Consider the following 17,308-nt stretch of genomic DNA (forward strand, 5'->3'; position numbering starts at 1 on the left):
GAGCCCCGGCCGGGCCCGCCCCCCGGCCGGGTGAGCGCTCAGCGGGCCTGCGCGGAGACCGCCGCCGGCTGGGGGGCGCGCCCCCGCATGGCCACGAGGTACAGCGCCGCGCCGAGGACGGCGCCGATGATCCAGGCGAAGCCGGACAGCAGGGCCAGGGCGGGCACCCACACCGCGGAGACCGAGAAGACACCGGCGACGGCCACCGCGACCAGCGCCCGGACGTTCCAGCCCCGCGTGTAGTGGTAGCGGCCCGCCGGGTCCATCGAGAAGAGCTCGTCGACGACGAGGACCTGCCTGCGCAGGACGTAGTAGTCGGCCACGAGCACCCCGAAGAGCGGCGCGAGGACGGCGCCGAGGGTGTCGACGAAGACGGGGAACCCGACCTCGTCGATGAACGCCACCCACAGCGCCCCGATGACGAAGCCGACGCCGGCGGTGATGTAGCCACCGGTCCGGAAGCTGATGTGGCCCGGGGAGAGGTTGGCGAGGTCGAAGGCGGGCGGGATGAAGTTGGCGACGAGGTTGATGCCGAGGGTGGCCGCCAAGAAGGTGAGGGCGGCCACGACCGTGAGGGCGGTGCTGTCGACGAGCCCGACGATCGCCGCGGGGTTGACCTCCGGCTCGCCCGTCCCGCCCTGGAAGACCAGGTAGCTGCCCGTGGTGATGAAGAGCGCGAGGACGGTGAAGAAGGCCAGGCTCACCGGCAGCCCGGTGAAGTTGCCGACCCGCATGGACCGCTGGTCCTTGCTGAAGCGGGCGAAGTCGCCGAAGTTGATGATGACCGCGGAGAAGTAGGCGATCATCGTGCCGACCACGCCGACGAAGGCCGCGACCAGGGCGACCCCCGTGCTCTGGCCCCCGGCGAAGAGGGACCCCACCGCGGGCAGCAGCTGGTCGCCCGCCTGCACCCAGATCGCCACGAGCAGCGCCACCATGACGAGGTAGACGGCCGGTCCCGCCACGTTGAGGAAGCGCTCGATCGTCGCGATGCCGCGTGTGAAGAGCAGCAGCTGCAGGACGGCGACGACGACGTAGCCCGCCCAGTCCACGGGCGTGAGGCCGAGGAAGGTCGGCTGGGCGTCGGCGTCCGTGCCGGTGAGCGCGTAGAGGGCCAGCGCCATGGCCGTCGAGGCGAAGTAGGTCTGCGCGCCGAACCAGAAGATGGCGACGACCCCCCGGATCATCGCCGGCACCTGGGCCCCGCGGACACCCATCGCCGCCCGCGCCAGCACGGGGTAGGGCACGCCGTGCTCGACCGCGGGCCTGCCCGTCATGTTGACGAGGGCGTTGACGACCAGGCCGGCGAGCACGATGGCCGCGAAGACCCACCAGCCGCTGATGCCGGCCGTGACGAAGAGGCCCGCCGCGAGGGTGTACCCGGCGAGGCTCTGGATGTCGTTGGACCACACGTTGAAGAAGGGGAACCAGCCCCAGCGCCGTTCCTGCGGCGCCAGCGGCGCGAGGTCGGCGTTGTGCAGGTCGGGGTGGGGCGATGGGCGCGACGCCACGGCCTCGCGCTGCGGTGCCGGCTCCGTGCTGTGGGCCATGACCCCTCCTCGTCACTCGTCCGGGTGAGAGGAGCACGGTGTCGGCGTCGTGTTGCGCACGGGCCGCACCGGTGTAACGACGAGGTGTCCGCAGGGTCAGGCGGGCACCCAGGTGTCGAGCAGCCAGCTGTCGAAGGTGGTCTCCAGCAGCTGGGCCCGCGGGCCGGGCAGGAGCACCTCGCCCGCGGCGTCGGCGCCGAAGGGTGTGCCGCGCCAGCTCGCGTGCAGGTCCAGCGGCTCGCGGCGGGCGGCCAGGGTGCGCCGGGCCATGTCGACGAGGTCCTCGGTGCGGGGTCCCGCCACCTCGACGAGCCCGCGCGGCGGCCCGACGGCGACGCGCGCCAGCAGCTCCGCGAGGTCGGCCGCCGCGACGGGCTGCACGAGCAGCGGGGGAACCCGCGCCGAGCCGCCCTCGCGGGTGAGGGCGGCGGTGTCGGCGCCCACCTCGTGCGGCGCCGTCGCCCGCACGACGGTCGTCCGCACGGCGCCGCGACGGGCCCGCTCCTCCTGCGCCCGCTTGCCGGCGAAGAGCGGCGGCCCGGCGATGCGGTCCAGCCCGACGACGGACAGGACGACGTGGTGCTCGGCGCCGGCCCGCCGCGCCGCCGCGGCCACCCGGTCGGCACCCGCGGCGAAGAAGCGCTCCAGCTCGTGGGGAGACCGCGTGGACAGCCACGAGGGCCCGCTGACGTCGACGACCGACGCGCACCCCGCGAGCGCGCCGTCGAGCCCCCGCCCGGTGACCACGTCGGCGCCCGTGGAGCGCGCGACGACGACGGGCTCGTGCCCCGCCCGGCGCAGCAGCCCGACCAGCGGGCGCCCCACACGCCCCGTGCCTCCGACGACCGCGACCCTCACCCTGACCTCCTCACGCCGACCTCCTCACGCCGACCTGCTGCCGTCGACCGCTGCACCGGAGCTCCTCGCACCCGGACCACGCACGACCGGGGTGCGGCCCATCCTGCCCACGGCCTCCTGCTGCCAGGCCGCGCCCCGCCGAGACCGCCGGTCCCGGCGCGACCGCGGCACCGGCGAGCCGGCGCTCCCTCCCGCGACGCCCGTGCGTGCGGTGACGGCGCCGCCCGCACCGACGGGACGACGGCCCGCGCGCTCACGCATCGCACCCACCCGGGGGGCAGGTGGTTCCCTTCGACGCCAGTCCGGGTGACACTCGGTGCATGGCCACCTCTGCGCCCCGCCGCCATCTGACCACCAGCCCCTTCGCCCAGCAGGCCGCCCCGCCGGTCGAGCACTACGAGGTCGACGACCGCGTCAACCACGACCGGCACGGCCTCGGCCGCGTCGTCTCCACCGAGGGGGACGAGGGCGTGACCGTCCGCTTCGCCCAGGGTCTCGTGCGGGTGGCCAACAACCGCCGCCTCATGAAGCTCTGACGCGGGCCCTCTCCGCGGACGTCGTAGCCCTTCTCCGCCGCGGGCGCCCCTAGGGGCGGACGTCGTCGCCGTTCTCCGTCGGGGGCGCCCGGGTCGGGCCGGAGGTCGAGGCGGACGGGCGTCGCCCCTCCTCGCCGTAGGCTCGCTCGGTGAGCAGCACCAGGGGGCCCGGCGCCTACCTGCAGGTGCTGGCGCGGCGCCGGGCGGCGCTGCCCTTCGCGGCCTCGGTGCTCGCCCGGCTGCACATCGCGATGGCGCCGCTCGGCCTCCTCGTGCTCGTCGCCGACACCCTCGGCGACTACGCGTGGGCGGGTGCGGTCGGCGGGGCCTACGCGGCCGGCATCGGCGTCGGCTCGCCGCTGTGGGGCCGGGCGATCGACCGGGTCGGGCAACCGCGCGTCGTCGCGCCGACGGCGGCGGCGAGCGGCGTCCTGCTCGCTGCGCTGGCCCTTTGCGCCGCCGCCGGAGGCGGTCCCGCCGCGCTGCTCGCCCTCGCCCTCGCGGCCGGCGCCACGGCGCCGCCCGTCAGCGCGGCCATGCGCCTGACGTGGCGCTCCGCCCTCCCCCGCGAGCGCTGGCGCACCGCGTACGCCCTGGACGCCTCGTCCGTCGAGGCGATCTTCGTCCTCGGGCCCCTGCTGCTCGTCGCGCTCGTGCAGGCCCTCCCGCCGGCCGGGCCGCTCGTCGTGACGGCGGTCGTGCAGGCCGGCGGCGCGCTGCTGTACACGCGCTGCGACGCCGTCCGCCGCCCCGGCCGCGACGTGGCCCTCGACTCCCCGGCCACTCCTGACCCGCTCCCGCGGACCGGGCGTCTCGTCGGGCCGGCGCTGACGGCCGCGCTCGTCGTCGCCCTCGCGACCGCGGTGGGCTTCGGGTTCATCGACACCTCGCTCGTGGCGACGGCTCGCGAGGTGCTGGCGGACGAGTCGCGCCTCGGCGTCCTCTTCGCCGCCATCGCCGGCGGCAGCGTCGTGGGCGGGCTGGTCTACGGCCTCCTGCCGGGCTCGGCGACCGAACGGCGTCGCGTCCCGGTCCTCTCCGCCGGCTTCGCCGTCGGCCTCGCGGCGCTCGCCTGGCTGCTGGCGGGCGAGCCGCCCCCGCTCGCCGCCCTGCTCGGGGCGCTTCTCGCCACCGGCCTGCTCATCGCCCCAGGCCTCATCGTGCTGCAGCAGCTCGTCGACGCCCAGAGCCCCGACGGGCGCCGCGCCGAGGCCCAGGCGTGGCTCTCCACGGCGGTCGTCGCCGGTGCTGCGGCCGGCACGGCCCTGGCCGGCGTCGTCGTCGAGCTCGGCGGCCCGCCCGCCTCCTTCGCGGCCGCCTCCGCCGCCCTGCTCGCCGCCGCCCTCGTCGCCCTGGCCGCGCAGCCCACGTGGCGGCGCCAGACGGCGTCAGCGTCCGTCCCGGACCGCAGTGGTGCGCAGATCTGACCGTGCACGGTCAGATCTGCGCACCACTGCTCTCTGACGGAGCCTGTCCACAGGCCTCCGACGAGACCTCTACCGCTGCGGCAGGCTCTCCGCGTGCGCGAGAACCCGCTGCCGCTCCCGCTCGCCGAGCTCGCCCGCGAGCAGCGCGCGTGCCTGTCCCGTCGCCAGCTGCGCGCGCACAGGGTCGGGCCCGACGTCGTCCGCCGGCGCACGAGCAGCCGGCGGTGGCAGCCGGCCGGGCCGCGCGTGGTCGTGCTGCACACCGGACCGCTCGACGTCGCCACCCGCCGCTGGGTCGCCGTCCTGCACTTCGGGCCGACGGCGTGCCTCGCCGCCGAGACCGCGCTCGCCGTGCACGGGCTGCAGGGGTGGGCGCGCGAGGACGTCCACGTCGCCGTCCCGGCGTGCGTGGACCGGCGGGTGCGGCTGCCCGGCACGGTGCTCCACGTCGGCCGCCGCGTGGACACCGCCTGGCGGACCACACGAACTGGGATGCCCGTCCACCGGGTCGAGCGCGCTGCCCTCGACGCCGCCGCCTGGTCGACGGCGCCACGGACGGCCGGCGGAGTGCTGGCCGCTGCCGTCCAGCAACGCCTGACGACGCCGGAGCGCCTTCTCGCCGCGCTGGACCGGGCCGGGCCCGTCCGGCACCGCGCCCTCATGGCCGCCGTCCTCGCCGACCTCGCCGGCGGCTCGCAGTCGATGGCCGAGGTCGACCTCGTCGCGCTGTGCCGCAGGCACCGGCTGCCTGTGCCTGCGCGCCAGTCCGTGCGCGTGGACGCTGCTGGTCGGCGTCGCTACCTCGACGCCGAGTGGCTCCTGCCCGACGGGCGTCGGGTGCTGGCCGAGGTGGACGGCGTCGGCCACGTCGACGAGCGGGTCTGGTACGACGACCTCTTGCGCGCCGCCGAGGTCACCAGACCCGGTGAGACGGTGCTGCGCCTGCCGGCGCTGGCGCTGCGCGTCGACGCCCGGCACGTCGTCGACCTGCTGCGGGCCCACCTCGGCCCGCCCGCCGTAGCCCTGACCTGACCTGACCTGACCTGACCTGACCTGACCTGACCGCAGTGGTGCGCAGATCTGACCGTGCACGGTCAGATCTGCACACCACCTCCCGTCGGCCGCCCCGCTGCGCTCAGGCGGCGCGGCGCGGGTAGTCGAGGTAGCCCTCGGCGGTGGTGCCGTAGAAGGTCGTCGGGTCGGGCTCGTTCTCCTCCGCGGCCGCCTGCCAGCGCTCGACGAGGTCGGGGTTGGCGATGAGGGCGCGCCCGACGGCGACGGCGTCGGCGTGCTGCTCCTGCACCAGGGCGAGGGCCTCCTCGCGCGTCGTCACCGAGCCGAAGCCGCTGTTGGCCACGACCTTGCCGCCGAAGCGACGCCGCAGGTCGGCCACGAGGGCGTCGGTCGGGTCGGCGCGCAGCACGCTGAGGTAGGCCAGGCCGAGCGGGGCCAGGCCCTCGACGAGAGCGCCGTAGGTCGCGGCGACGTCCGCCTCGTCGTCCTCGACGACGCCGTGGGCGCCGTTCCCGGGCGAGATCCGGATGCCGACCCGGCCGGCGCCGACCTCCGCCGCGACGGCCGTCGCGATCTCGACGCCGAGGCGGGCCCGCGCCTGCGGGCTGCCGCCGTAGACGTCGTCGCGGACGTTGGTGACCGGCGAGAGGAACTCGTGGAGCAGGTAGCCGTTGGCGCTGTGCAGCTCGACGCCGTCCAGCCCGGCGTCCACCGCGCGGCGGGCGGCGGCGACGTGGTCGGCGACGACCTGGCGGACCTCGTCGGTGCTCAGCGCGTGCGGCTCCGCGTACGCGAGCTTCCCCTGCGGGGTGTGCGCCTCCCCCTCCAGGGCGAGCGCGCTGGGCGCGACCACCCGGCCGGTCCCGGTCGTGGCCGGGTGCGCCACCCGCCCGGCGTGCATGACCTGGGCGACGAGGAGCCCCCCGCGCTCGTGGACGGCGTCCGCCACACGGCTCCAGCCGGCGGCCTGCTCGTCGGTGACCAGGCCCGGCTGGCCGGGGTAGCCGCGCCCTTCCTGGGTCGGGTAGGTGCCCTCGGTGATGATCAGCCCGGCGCTCGCGCGCTGGGCGTAGTGCTCGACCAGCAGGTCGTTCGGGACCCCGCTCGCCCCGGCGCGCGTGCGCGTCAGCGGGGCCATGACGACGCGGTTGCGCAGGTGCAGGTCGCCCAGGTCGACGGGGGTGAAGAGCTGCTCGGTGTCCACGGCGGTGCCTCTCGACGCGCGTCAGGGCGCCGTCCGACGGCGCCCGGTCCGGCGATCGGCCGGCGAGGTGCAGAACCGCCTCGAGCGCCTCGCTCTTCCAGCGCTCAACCTCTCGTCGCCGAGAGACCGCGGCGCGACCCGAGGTGGTGCGCAGATCTGACCGTCTACGGTCACATCTGCGCACCACGTCTCTGGGCGAGCGTCCCGGGCGCGCCCGTCGTCGAGCCGCAGGAGGACCCGTGGGACTGCTGGACGGGCGCGTCGTCCTCGTCAGCGGAGGGACGCAGGGCGTCGGCGCCGCCATCGCCCGCGAGGCCGCGCGCGAGGGGGCCGACGTCGTCGTCTCGGGACGGCGGGAGGACGTCGGCCAGGCGTGCGTCGCCGCGCTGGAGCCCCTGCTGGCCCCCGGCCGCTCGGCGTCCTTCGTCCGCGCGGACGTCGCCGTGGTCGCCGAGGCGCTCGCGAGCGTCGCGGCCGTCGTGCAGCGGCACGGGCGCGTGGACTGCCTCGTCAACGCCGCCGGCCTGACCTCGCGCGGCACGCTGCTCGGCACGACGCCGGAGCTCTTCGACGCCCACGTCGCCGTCAACCTGCGCGGCCCCTTCTTCACGATGCAGGCCGCCGTGGGCGACATGGTGCGCCGCGGCGAGCCCGGCACGGTGCTCAACGTCATCTCCTCCTCCGAGCTCGGCGGGCAGCCCTACCTGGCGCCGTACGTCGCCGCCAAGGCAGGGCTGGCCGGGCTCACGCGCAACGCTGCGCACGCCCACCGCCACGACCGGGTCCGCGTCAACGGCCTCGACATCGGCTGGACCCAGACCGAGGGCGAGGACGCCACGCAGCGCGCCTTCCACGGTGCCGGCGACGGGTGGGCGCGCGAGGCCGGCGCCGGCCTGCCCATGGGCCGGCTGACGCAGGTGGACGACGTCGCGCCCGTCGCCGTCCTGCTGCTGTCCGACCGCAGCGGCGTGGTCACCGGCTCGGTGCTGGACTGGGACCAGAACGTGCTCGGCGCCCTGGGCTGACGTCACCGGCCGCTCCCGACGCCCGCCCAGGACGCAGGGCTACCGTCAGCCCATGAGCACCGCGACCCCCGCCGGGCGCACGGCCGCCCGCGCCGACCAGGCCCGTCAGCCCGTCTGGTTCACCGACGCCGACTGCCACCTGGAGGACTTCCGGGCGGTCGTCGAGGTGAGCACCGACCTCGGCGACTACCCCTACGCGGACGCCCTCGAGCAGGGCGTCCTCGTCTACGGGCCGCGCCTGGCCGGGCACGTGAGCACGCCGGAGGGCCGCCGCGACGTCCAGGCCGAGCTCGCCCGGGCGCTGTCCGACGGGCCGGGCGTCGTCGTCTTCCGCCAGGCGGTCGCCACGGACGTCGTCGACCGCGCCACCGCGGTCTTCGAGGCGATGGTCGCCGACCAGAAGGCGTCCGGCGGCGCCGCGGGGGACCACTTCGGCACGCCCGGCGCCAACGACCGCGTGTGGGGCGCCGCCGACAAGCTCGCCGTCCGCGACCCCGAGGTCTTCGCCGACTACTACGCCGCCGACGTCCTCGCCCTCGTCTGCGAGGCGTGGCTCGGGCGCGGGTACCAGCTGACGTCGCAGGTCAACGTGGTCAACCCGGGCGGCCAGGCGCAGACCGCGCACCGGGACTACCACCTCGGCTTCATGGGCGCCGAGCAGGCCCTCGCCTACCCCTCCCACGTCCACGCCCTGTCCCCGCTCATGACGCTGCAGGGCGCCGTGGCCCACTGCGACATGCCGCTGGAGACCGGGCCGACGCTCTACCTGCCGCACTCGCACAAGTACCCGGCCGGATACGTCGCCTTCCACCAGCCCGAGTTCACCGCCTACTTCGACGACCACCGCGTGCAGCTGCCGCTGGCCACAGGCGACGCCGCCTTCTTCAACCCGGCCGTCTTCCACGGCGCCGGCACGAACACGACGACCGACGTGCGCCGCATGGCCAACCTGCTGCAGGTCTCCTCGGCCTTCGGCCGGGCCATGGAGGTCGTCGACCGCACGGCGATGGTCGAGGCGCTGTTCCCCGTGCTCGCCGCACGCTGGGCCGAGGGTGCCGACGAGCAGCAGCTGCGCGCCGTGGTCGCGGCCTCGGCCGAGGGCTACGCCTTCCCCACGAACCTCGACCTCGACCAGCCGGTCGACGGCCTGGCCCCGCCGACGCAGGCGGACGTCGTCCTGCGGGCGGTGCAGGAGGGCTGGGACGCCGGGCGGCTCTCGGAGGCGCTGCACGCCCAGGACGAGCGCCGGCGGTCCGGCGTCTGACCGCTGCGTCCCCTCGGCCGGCGCCCCCGCTCCGACGACCTCAGGCGGTCGTCAGCCGGTACCCGCGCTTGACCACGGTCGTCACGAGACCCGCTGGCAGGACGGCGCGCACCCGCGCGACGGCGACGTCGACGGCGTGGTCGTCGGTCGCCGACGGCAGCGCGGCCAGCAGGTCGGCCCGGGGGACGACGACGCCACCGGCCGCCACGAGGCGGCCCAGCACGGCCAACGGTCCGGGCGCCAGGTCGAGCTGCCGCCCGTCCAGCAGGGCCGCCCGGGCCCGGACGACGAGCGCGCCCGCGGGCGTGCGCGCCCGGGCTCGCGGCTCCTCGACGAGGTGCGCGGACAGCTCCCGCATCAGGGCGCCGAGGCGCCAGCGGCCCGGCACCAGCGGCTCCACCCCGGCGGCCCGCAGCGGCTCGGCCGTGACGTCGCCCACCGCGCAGGCCAGCACCCCGGCACCGGCCCTGCCGCCGGGCCGGCCGTCGACCAGCGCTGCCACGAGCTCCTCGCGCCGACCCCGCGCCTGCGCCGCGTCGAGCAGGGCCGCGGCGGCCGGCGCGGCGGTGAAGGTGACGGCGTCGAGCGACCGGGCGCAGGTCGCGTCGACCAGGCGGTCCACGGCGGCGGGGTCGCGCGGCGGCAGCCAGTGGTAAGGGCTGACGGTCCGCACGCGCGCCCCCGCCAGACGTAGCGGGTCCAGCTCGCCGCTCCCCGAGGCGCCGTGCAGCTGCACGAGCACAGAGCGGCCACCCACGCCCTCGGCGACGAGGTGGTCGACGGCCTCGGCCGTCTTCTCGCTCCGGGCGGCCCAGTGCTCGGGCAGGCCCGCCGCCCGCAGCGCACCGCGCGCCTTCGGCCCGCGCGCCACGACGTAGCAGCCCTGCAGCACGGCCAGGAGCTCCTCGGCCAGGCCGGCGGCGTCGGCGGCGATCACCCAGGCGCGCATGCCGATGCCCGTCGTGGCCAGCAGCACCTCGGGCGGGTCGGCGATGACGGCACGGGTGTCGGCGATGAGCTCGGCGTCCTCGGTGACGGGGACGATCCGCATGGTCGGGGCGTGCACCACCTGCGCCCCGCGCCGCGTGAACGTGCCGACGAGCTCGTCGCTGCGGCGGTCGCTCGTCACCCCGATCGTGACCCCGAGCAGCTGCTCCCGGTCGAGCTCGCCGGGCCGTCCGCCGCCCGGGTCCGAGGTCACCTCAGGGGTCGCGGGCTGGGTCATGGCGGGCCTCCGGCTGGTGGTCGGACGAGCCTCGCTGGGCTGGGACGCGGGTGGAGCCCCATGGTGCCTGGCCCGGGGGGTGCGTGGGGTCCCGTCCGGCCAGGTCGAGGCCGACGGGCGAGCGGCCTACCTCTCCTCGGCGAGCCGGACGAGCACCCGCCCCTCGTGCACCGCGGCCGTGTGCGCCGTGATGTCCGGCTGGCCGCTGCACGCCTTGCCCGTGGCGAGCTCGAAGACGTTGAGGTGCAGCGGGCACACGACGACGCGGTCGTCCATCTGCCCGTCCGCGAGCGGCCCGCCCGAGTGCGAGCAGACGGCGTCCAGCGCCGAGAGGGACCCGTCACGGTGCCGGAACACCGCCACCTGACGCCCCTGCACGACGACGGCCCGACCCTCCAGCACGGCGAAGTCCTCCAGCGGCCCCACGTCGACGCCCCCGAGCACCTCCGGGGCCGCCTCCGCCGCGGCGCTCACGCCTGCGCCCCGGCCGGCACGGCCGCCGAGCTGGAGTGCGTCTGCGGCAGCACCCCGCCCGGTGCTCCACCGGGCCGCTGCGGCACGAGCGGCAGCGGGACGAGCGGCAGCGCCGTGCGGAACTGCCCCGGCGTGCGCGGCTCCGCCCGCTCGGCCCACGGGTCGCGGTAGGCCCCGACGGCCTCCTCCAGCTCGGCGTCCAGCTGCGCGAGGATGCCGTCGGAGTCCTCCAGCAGGACCTTCTGCAGCCGCTCGAGCCCCATCCGCGGGACGAAGTCGTAGGTGCGCTCCAGCCAGTTGCCCCACTGGCGGTAGAACTGCACGAAGCGGCCCACGAGCGTCATGACCTCCTCGGGGCTCTCCACGGTCGCCAGCAGGTCGCCCTTGCGGACGCTCGCGCCCGCCGCGCCGCCGACGTAGACCTCCCAGCGCCCGTTGCCGACGGCGACGACGCCGACGTCCTTGACGTAGGCCTCCGCGCAGTTCCGGGGGCACCCGACGACGCCCATCTTGATCTTGGCCGGGGACTCCAGGCCCTGGAAGCGCGTCTCCATGTCGATGCCCAGGGTCGTCGAGTCCCCCAGCCCGAAGCGGCAGAAGTCGGTGCCCACGCACGTCTTCACCGTGCGCATGCTCTTGCCGTAGGCGTAGCCCGACGGCATCCCGAGGTCGGCCCAGACCTTCGGCAGGTCCTCCTTCTTGATGCCCAGGAGGTCGATGCGCTGGCCACCCGTCACCTTGATCATGCCGACGTCGTACTTCTCGGCGACGTCGGCGATCTTCCGCAGCTGGTCGGGCGTCGTCACGCCGCCCTTCATCTGCGGGACGACGGAGAAGGTGCCGTCGCGCTGGATGTTGGCGTGCACGCGGTCGTTGATGAAGCGTCCGCCGCGCTCGTCGACGAACTCCTCGTTCCACAGCGTCCGCAGCAGCGACGTCAGGCCCATCGTGCTCTTGGCGTCGTGCTCGCCGCCGGGCGCGAGCGCCGCGAAGACGGCGGACACGCTCGTGAGGTGCTGCTCCCGGATGGCCGCGACGAGGGCGTCCTTGCGCAGCGGCACCCCCGGCACGTAGTAGTGCGCCGACGGGTCCTCGGTGAGCCCGCCGTCGGCGGCGAGCTCGACGATCTGGCTGACGAGGCTCTTGCACGAGCCGCAGCCCTTGCCGGCGCGGGTGGCGTCCATGACGCCCTTGACGCTCGTGCTGCCCGCCTCGACGGCGCCGACGATGGTGGCCTTGCTGACGCCGTTGCAGTTGCACACCTGGGCGTCGTCGGCGAGCTCGGCGGCGCCCTGCTCCTCCGAGCCGGACCCGAGGTCGAAGAGCAGCCGCAGCCGCTCCTCGGGCAGCGGCAGCTGGCGGTCGAAGGCCTGCTGGAGCGTCGAGGTCTTGCGGACGTCGCCCAGCAGCGTCGCCCCGACCAGGCGGCCCTCGCGGATGACGACGGACTGGTAGACCCCGCGCGAGGACTCCGAGAAGACGACGAACTCGTCCTCGGCGCGCTCGGGCTCGGACAGCCCCATGGCGGCGACGTCGACGCCGGCGACCTTGAGCTTCGTGCAGGTCCGCGAGCCGTGGTACTCGGCGGTGGGGTCGGCGCCGGTCAGCACGTCGGCCAGGACGCTGGCCTGCTCCCACAGCGGCGCGACGAGCCCGTAGACCACGCCGCGGTGCTGCACGCACTCGCCGACGGCGAAGACCCCCTCGGCCATCGAGCCGTCCCCGACGCGCGTGTCCACGCACCGCATCTGGTCGTCGACGACGACGGCCCGCTCGACGGTCAGCCCCGCCTCCAGCGCCAGCTGGGTGTTCGGGGTGATGCCCGCGGTGAGGACGACCATGTCGGCGTCCAGCCGGCGCCCGTCGGCGAGGACGACGCCGTCGACCCGGCCCTCCCCCGTCACCGCGGACGTGCGGACCCCGGTGTGCACGGTGATGCCGAGGTCCTCGATCTGGCCGCGCAGCACCGCGCCGGCGGCGGCGTCGAGCTGCTGGTTCATCAGGTGGGCCGGGGAGTGCACGACCGTGACGTCCAGCCCGTGAGCCTGCAGCCCTCGGGCGGCCTCCAGGCCGAGCAGGCCGCCGCCGACGACGACGGCGCGCTCGTGCTCGCGGGCCGCGGCGAGCATGCCGCGGGTGTCGTCGATGCCGCGGAACCCCGTGACGCCGGGCAGCAGGCTGCCGTCCTCGCGCCGCACGCCCTCCATGGGCGGGATCCGCGGGCTGCTGCCCGTGGCCAGCACGAGGACGTCGTAGGGGGTGGTCGCGCCGGTCTCGTCGACCACCTCGCGGGCGTGCACGTCCACCCGGTCGACCCGGACGCCGCAGCGCAGGTCGATGCCGTTCTCGGCGTACCACTCCAGCGGGTTCATCACGATGCCGGACTCGTCGTCCTCGCCCGCGAGCACGTGGCTGAGGAGGATCCGGTTGTAGTTGCCGTAGGGCTCCTCGCCGAAGACGGTGATGTCGAACATCTCCCCGCCGCCGCGCTCCAGCAGCTCCTCCAGCGTGCGCGCGCCCGCCATGCCGTTGCCGACGACGACCAGGCGTCGCCGGCCGCCCGTGCCGCCGCGGCGCGGCGCGGGCACGTCGGCGGTGGCCGTCGTCCCGGCCGTCGCGCCGTCCACGGCCCGCTGGCCCACCTCAGCCGCCATCAGACCTCCACCAGGCCCAGGTCGACCACGACGGTGCCGGACACGCCCTCGGGGGCGGCGACCCGCAGCTCCAGGGTCTCGCCCGCCTCGACGTCCTCGACGACCCGCAGCGGCACGTGGACGTCGCCGCGCGCGGCGACGGGGAAGTACCGCATCGGCACCCCGCCGCGCAGGAGGACGACGACCGCGAGCTCGGGCGAGGAGTTGCCGCCACGGAAGTAGAGGACCTGCGCGCGGGCGCCGTCAGGGACGACGTAGCGGAGGGCGGCGTCGAGGGCGACGGGCTTCTCCAGCCCCTCGCCCTCGAAGGGGTGGACGCCCTGCAGGAAGCGGAACGTCGAGCTCATCGGGAACCTCCGGGGATCGGTTCTGCGGTGGTGGTCTGGTCGGTCTCGGGTGCCCTGGCCGCCGCCGTGGGTGCCGGCGGCTCGGCGGACAGGTCGAGGTCGTCGGGGCCGCCGGCGCGCTCCAGGCGTACGGCGCAGGCCTTGAACTCCGGCATCCGGGACGTCGGGTCGAGCCGGGCGTCGGTGAGGCTGTTGGCCCCGCTCAGGCCGGCCCAGTGGAAGGGGACGAACACCGTCCCGCGCACGACGCCGTCGGTGACCCTCGCGCGGAAGACCGCGCGGCCACGGCGGGTCTCCAGCCGCACGAGGTCGCCGTCGGCGACGCCGTGGCGCGCCGCGAGGTCGGGGTGCAGCTCGGCGCGGGCGTCGGGGTCGGCCATGAGGAGCTGGCGCACCCGCCGGGTCTGCGCCCCCGACTGGTACTGCGTCATCGTGCGGCCGGTCGTCAGGACGTAGGGGTAGGTGGCGTCGGGCTGCTCCGCGCGGGGCCGGAAGTCCACACGGACGAAGCGGGCCCGCCCGTCGGGCGTCGGGAAGCCGTCGAGGAACATCCGCGGCGTGCCCGGGTGCGGCTCGTCCTGCTCGCCTGGTACCGCCGCGGGCGCCGGGCAGGGCCAGAAGACGCCGTCCTCGGCGTCGAGCCGCGCGTAGGTGATGCCGGCGTAGTCGGCCTTGCCGCCGGAGCTGGCGCGCCGGAGCTCGGCGAAGACCTCCTCCGGCTCGGTGGGGAAGCCGCGCTCGACCCCGAGGCGGTCGGCCAGGGCGCGCAGGATCCCGAGGTCGTCGAGCACGCCGTCGGGCGGGTCGATCGCCTTGCGCCGCAGGATCACCCGGCCCTCGAGGTTGGTCATGGTGCCGCCCTCCTCGGCCCACTGGGCGGTCGGCAGGACGACGTCGGCGAGCGCGGCCGTCTCGGAGAGGAAGAAGTCGGCGACGACGAGGGTGTCCAGCGCCGCGAGGCGCGCTGTGACGCGCTCGCGGTCGGGCGCCGAGACCGCGATGTTGGACGCGAGGACGAGCAGCGTGCGGACGCCGCCCTCGGTGCCGCAGCGGTCGAGCATCTCGAAGGCGGACAGGCCGGGGGCGGGCAGGTCGTCGGGATCGACGCCCCAGACGCCGGCGACGTGGGCGCGGGCGGCGGGGTCGGCGAGCATCCGGTAGCCGGGCAGCTGGTCGGCCTTCATGCCGTGCTCTCGGCCGCCCTGGCCGTTGCCCTGGCCCGTCGTCGTCCCGAAGCCGGAGCCGGGGGTGCCCGGCAGGCCGAGGGCCAGGGCGAGGTTGGAGAAGCCGAGCACGGTGTCGGTGCCGCCGGCGTGCTGCTCGGCCCCGCGGGCGGACAGGACGACCGCCCGCTCGGCCTCGGCGAGCAGGTGGACGGCACGCTCGAGGTCGGCGACGGGCACGCCCGTCGTGCGCTCCACGCGGTCTGGCCACCAGCTGCTCGCCGCGGAGGCCGCCGCGTCGTAACCGGTGGTGCGGGCCGCGACGTAGTCCTCGTCGACGAGCCCGTCGCGACGGGCCACGTGCAGCATGCCCAGGGCGAGCGCCAGGTCGGTGCCCGGCACCGGGGCGAGGTGCAGGGTCGCGCCCTTGGCCGTCGCGGTGCGCCGCGGGTCGACCACGACGAGCGTGGCGCCGCGGGCGCGCGCGGCGTCCAGGTGCTGCATCGCCGGCGGCATCGTCGCGGCCGGGTTGCCGCCGACGAGCATCAGCGCGTCGACACCGGCCAGGTCCTCCAGGGGGAAGGGAAGCCCGCGGTCGACGCCGTAGGCCTTGTTGAGCGCACCGGCGGCCGAGGACATGCAGAAGCGGCCGTTGTAGTCGATGGCCGAGGTGCGCAGCGCGACCCGGGCGAACTTGCCCAGGGCGTAGGCCTTCTCGTTCGTCATGCCGCCGCCGCCGAAGCAGCCGACGCCGTCGCGGCCGTACCGCGCCTGGGTCTCCCGGACCGCGCCGACGACGCGGTCGAGGGCCTCCTCCCAGCTCGCCGGCCGCAGCGGGCTGGCCCGGTCCCCGTGCACCTCCCGCACCAGCGGGGTGAGCAGCCGTTCGGGGTGGTCGAGCAGCTCGGCGGCCGTCCATCCCTTCGAGCAGAGCCCGCCCTTGTTGGTCGGGAAGTCGTCCGGCTCGATCTCGGCCGGACGCCCACCGGCCGTGAGCCTGATGCCGCACTGCAGCGAGCAGTAGGGGCAGTGGGTGCGGGTGGTCCGGCGCTCGGCCGGGCCGGCCGCCCGGGCCTCCGCGAGCGGGAGGGTCGGGCGACCGGCGGGCGCGGTGGTCGTCGTCACGGTGTCGTCGTCACCTCAGATCCGCTCGCTCATGCCGAGCGCGCCCCTGCGGGCGTAGACGACGACGGTGACGAGGATGCAGACCACGTAGAAGCCGATGAGGGCGACGAGCGCGGGGACGAGCGACCCGAAGCTGCCGAGCGAGGTCGCGAAGCCGCGCGGGATGAAGAAGCCGCCGTAGGCCCCGATCCCGGCGGCGATGCCGATGCAGGCCGCCGCCGTCCGCTTGGCGGTGACCGTGGCGGCGCGGTCTCCCGCCTGGACGCCGCGCCGGAAGATGACCGGGATCATCCGGTACGTCGAGCCGTTGCCGATGCCGCTGGCGAGGAAGAGGACGACGAAGGAGAGGAAGAAGAGCAGGGCGCTGCCGGTGCTGATGGCGAGGATGGCCCCGAGCGCACCGAGCCCCAGGAGGGCGAAGGACGCGACGGTGACGATCGAGCCCCCGACCCGGTCGGAGAGCTTGCCTCCGACCGGGCGGATGAGCGCCCCGGCGAGCGGCCCCAGGAAGGCGAGCCCGATCGGGATGACGGGGAACTGGTTCTGGATGAGGGACGGGAAGGCGCTGGAGTACCCGATGAAGGAACCGAAGGTCCCGATGTAGAGGAAGGACATGATCCACGTGTGCCGGTCCTTGCCGGCCAGCCTCCACGCCCCGCCGTCGGCCTTCGCGTCGCTGAGGTTGTCCATGAAGCGCCACGCGAGGACCGCCGCGAGGACCGACAGCGGGATGAGCGCGATGGCCGGCCTCGCCGTCGTCAGCGCCGCACCCCCGACGATGACGAGCGGGGCGACGGCCTGGATGACGGGGACGCCGATGTTGCCGCCGGCCGCGTTGAGGCCCAGGGCGCTCCCCTTCTCCCGCTCGGGGAAGAAGTAGGAGATGTTGCTCATGCTCGAGGCGAAGTTGCCGCCGCCGAAGCCGGCCGTCGCCGCCAGCAGCAGCATCAGCCAGAAGGGCGTCCCGGGGTTGTAGACGACGTACACGAGCCCCAGGCACGGGACCACCAGCAGCAGCGCGGAGATGATCGTCCAGTTGCGGCCGCCGAACCGTCCGACGGCGAAGGAGTACGGGAAGCGCAGCGTCGCGCCGACGAGGTTGGGGACGGCGATGAGCCAGAAGACGAGGTCCTGCGTGAGGCCGTAGGTGCCCGCAGCCAGCAGGAAGGGGGCCGAGATGCTCCACAGCTGCCAGACCGTGAAGCCGAGGAACTCGGCGACGATGGAGAAGAAGAGGTTGCGCCGGGCCAGCTGGCGTCCGCCGCCGCGGGCCCACTGCTCGGTGTCCTCGGGGTCGTAGGTGTCGACCCACCGCCCCGGGCGGGGGTCGGCGATGGTCCCCAGGCGACCCGCCGGGTCACGCTCGTCGGTCTGGACGGCCATGCCGCACTCCTGTCGTCGAGCCGCCCGGGGACGTGGGCGACCGCTGCACCCCCCGGCCA

The 17,308-nt window shown here is 75.5% G+C and carries 14 protein-coding genes; 5 read left to right on the forward strand and 9 right to left on the reverse strand.

What is annotated here, in order from left to right:
* Window positions 1-38 precede the first annotated feature (38 nt).
* Both WDV86_RS05780 and WDV86_RS05785 read right to left on the reverse strand, forming a co-directional pair.
* Entirely contained in the window at window positions 39-1,550 is a 1,512-nt protein-coding gene (locus WDV86_RS05780) for an NCS1 family nucleobase:cation symporter-1 (protein ID WP_339566646.1), read from the reverse strand.
* A gap of 96 nt (window positions 1,551-1,646) precedes the next feature.
* Entirely contained in the window at window positions 1,647-2,408 is a 762-nt protein-coding gene (locus WDV86_RS05785; protein ID WP_339566647.1) for an SDR family oxidoreductase, read from the reverse strand.
* Window positions 2,409-2,728: 320 nt separating this feature from the next.
* Between WDV86_RS05785 and WDV86_RS05790 the strand changes: the two genes are divergently transcribed.
* The 3 genes from WDV86_RS05790 (at window position 2,729) to WDV86_RS05800 (ending at window position 5,403) form a co-directional block, all read left to right on the forward strand.
* Window positions 2,729-2,944: a hypothetical protein gene (locus tag WDV86_RS05790; protein ID WP_339566648.1), complete on the forward strand. Its 216-nt coding sequence runs from the start codon at window positions 2,729-2,731 to the stop codon at window positions 2,942-2,944.
* 149 nt (window positions 2,945-3,093) lie between these two features.
* Window positions 3,094-4,371: an MFS transporter gene (locus tag WDV86_RS05795; protein ID WP_339566649.1), complete on the forward strand. Its 1,278-nt coding sequence runs from the start codon at window positions 3,094-3,096 to the stop codon at window positions 4,369-4,371.
* Window positions 4,372-4,464: 93 nt separating this feature from the next.
* Window positions 4,465-5,403, forward strand: a complete 939-nt coding sequence (locus WDV86_RS05800; RefSeq protein WP_339566650.1) for a hypothetical protein — start codon at window positions 4,465-4,467, stop codon at window positions 5,401-5,403.
* Between the two features lie 103 nt (window positions 5,404-5,506).
* Here the strand turns inward: WDV86_RS05800 and WDV86_RS05805 are convergent, their stop codons facing one another.
* Window positions 5,507-6,589, reverse strand: a complete 1,083-nt coding sequence (locus tag WDV86_RS05805) for an alkene reductase (RefSeq protein ID WP_339566651.1) — start codon at window positions 6,587-6,589, stop codon at window positions 5,507-5,509.
* 239 nt (window positions 6,590-6,828) lie between these two features.
* Between WDV86_RS05805 and WDV86_RS05810 the strand changes: the two genes are divergently transcribed.
* Together WDV86_RS05810 and WDV86_RS05815 are read left to right on the forward strand one after the other, a co-directional pair.
* A complete protein-coding gene (locus WDV86_RS05810; RefSeq protein ID WP_339566652.1) occupies window positions 6,829-7,614 on the forward strand; it encodes an SDR family oxidoreductase in 786 nt (261 codons plus the stop codon).
* A 52-nt stretch (window positions 7,615-7,666) separates the two neighbouring features.
* Window positions 7,667-8,878 (forward strand): phytanoyl-CoA dioxygenase family protein, encoded by a 1,212-nt coding sequence (locus WDV86_RS05815; protein WP_339566653.1) that lies wholly within the window; start codon window positions 7,667-7,669, stop codon window positions 8,876-8,878.
* A 40-nt stretch (window positions 8,879-8,918) separates the two neighbouring features.
* On the opposite strand, the gene WDV86_RS05820 is transcribed toward WDV86_RS05815, so the two are convergent.
* From WDV86_RS05820 to WDV86_RS05845, 6 genes are all read right to left on the reverse strand, one after another.
* Window positions 8,919-10,103 (reverse strand): uroporphyrinogen-III synthase, encoded by a 1,185-nt coding sequence (locus WDV86_RS05820; protein ID WP_339566654.1) that lies wholly within the window; start codon window positions 10,101-10,103, stop codon window positions 8,919-8,921.
* A 126-nt stretch (window positions 10,104-10,229) separates the two neighbouring features.
* Entirely contained in the window at window positions 10,230-10,577 is a 348-nt protein-coding gene (locus tag WDV86_RS05825) for a Rieske (2Fe-2S) protein (protein ID WP_339566655.1), read from the reverse strand.
* Window positions 10,574-13,231, reverse strand: a complete 2,658-nt coding sequence (gene nirB / locus WDV86_RS05830) for a nitrite reductase large subunit NirB (RefSeq protein ID WP_339566656.1) — start codon at window positions 13,229-13,231, stop codon at window positions 10,574-10,576. Before nirB ends, WDV86_RS05825 begins: the two co-directional genes overlap by 4 nt.
* The gene (locus tag WDV86_RS05835) at window positions 13,231-13,578 is read right to left on the reverse strand and encodes a molybdopterin oxidoreductase (protein ID WP_339566657.1); all 348 of its coding nucleotides are present in this window, start codon (window positions 13,576-13,578) and stop codon (window positions 13,231-13,233) included. Before WDV86_RS05835 ends, nirB begins: the two co-directional genes overlap by 1 nt.
* Complete coding sequence (locus WDV86_RS05840; protein ID WP_339566658.1) at window positions 13,575-15,866, reverse strand: molybdopterin oxidoreductase family protein; 2,292 nt, start codon at window positions 15,864-15,866, stop codon at window positions 13,575-13,577. Before WDV86_RS05840 ends, WDV86_RS05835 begins: the two co-directional genes overlap by 4 nt.
* A gap of 15 nt (window positions 15,867-15,881) precedes the next feature.
* The gene (locus WDV86_RS05845; protein WP_339566659.1) at window positions 15,882-17,249 is read right to left on the reverse strand and encodes a nitrate/nitrite transporter; all 1,368 of its coding nucleotides are present in this window, start codon (window positions 17,247-17,249) and stop codon (window positions 15,882-15,884) included.
* Window positions 17,250-17,308 lie beyond the last annotated feature (59 nt).

The sequence above is a fragment of the Pseudokineococcus sp. 1T1Z-3 genome (assembly GCF_037482365.1).
Taxonomy (GTDB): domain Bacteria; phylum Actinomycetota; class Actinomycetes; order Actinomycetales; family Quadrisphaeraceae; genus Pseudokineococcus.

Excerpts from the sequence above, each read along its gene's own strand:
- WDV86_RS05780 (WP_339566646.1), bottom strand. The coding sequence starts at position 1,550 with ATGGCCCACAGCACGGAGCCGGCACCGCAGCGCGAGGCCGTGGCGTCG.
- WDV86_RS05790 (WP_339566648.1), top strand. The coding sequence starts at position 2,729 with ATGGCCACCTCTGCGCCCCGCCGCCATCTGACCACCAGCCCCTTCGCC.
- WDV86_RS05815 (WP_339566653.1), top strand. The coding sequence starts at position 7,667 with ATGAGCACCGCGACCCCCGCCGGGCGCACGGCCGCCCGCGCCGACCAG.
- WDV86_RS05820 (WP_339566654.1), bottom strand. The coding sequence starts at position 10,103 with ATGACCCAGCCCGCGACCCCTGAGGTGACCTCGGACCCGGGCGGCGGA.
- nirB (WP_339566656.1), bottom strand. The coding sequence starts at position 13,231 with ATGGCGGCTGAGGTGGGCCAGCGGGCCGTGGACGGCGCGACGGCCGGG.
- WDV86_RS05835 (WP_339566657.1), bottom strand. The coding sequence starts at position 13,578 with ATGAGCTCGACGTTCCGCTTCCTGCAGGGCGTCCACCCCTTCGAGGGC.
- WDV86_RS05845 (WP_339566659.1), bottom strand. The coding sequence starts at position 17,249 with ATGGCCGTCCAGACCGACGAGCGTGACCCGGCGGGTCGCCTGGGGACC.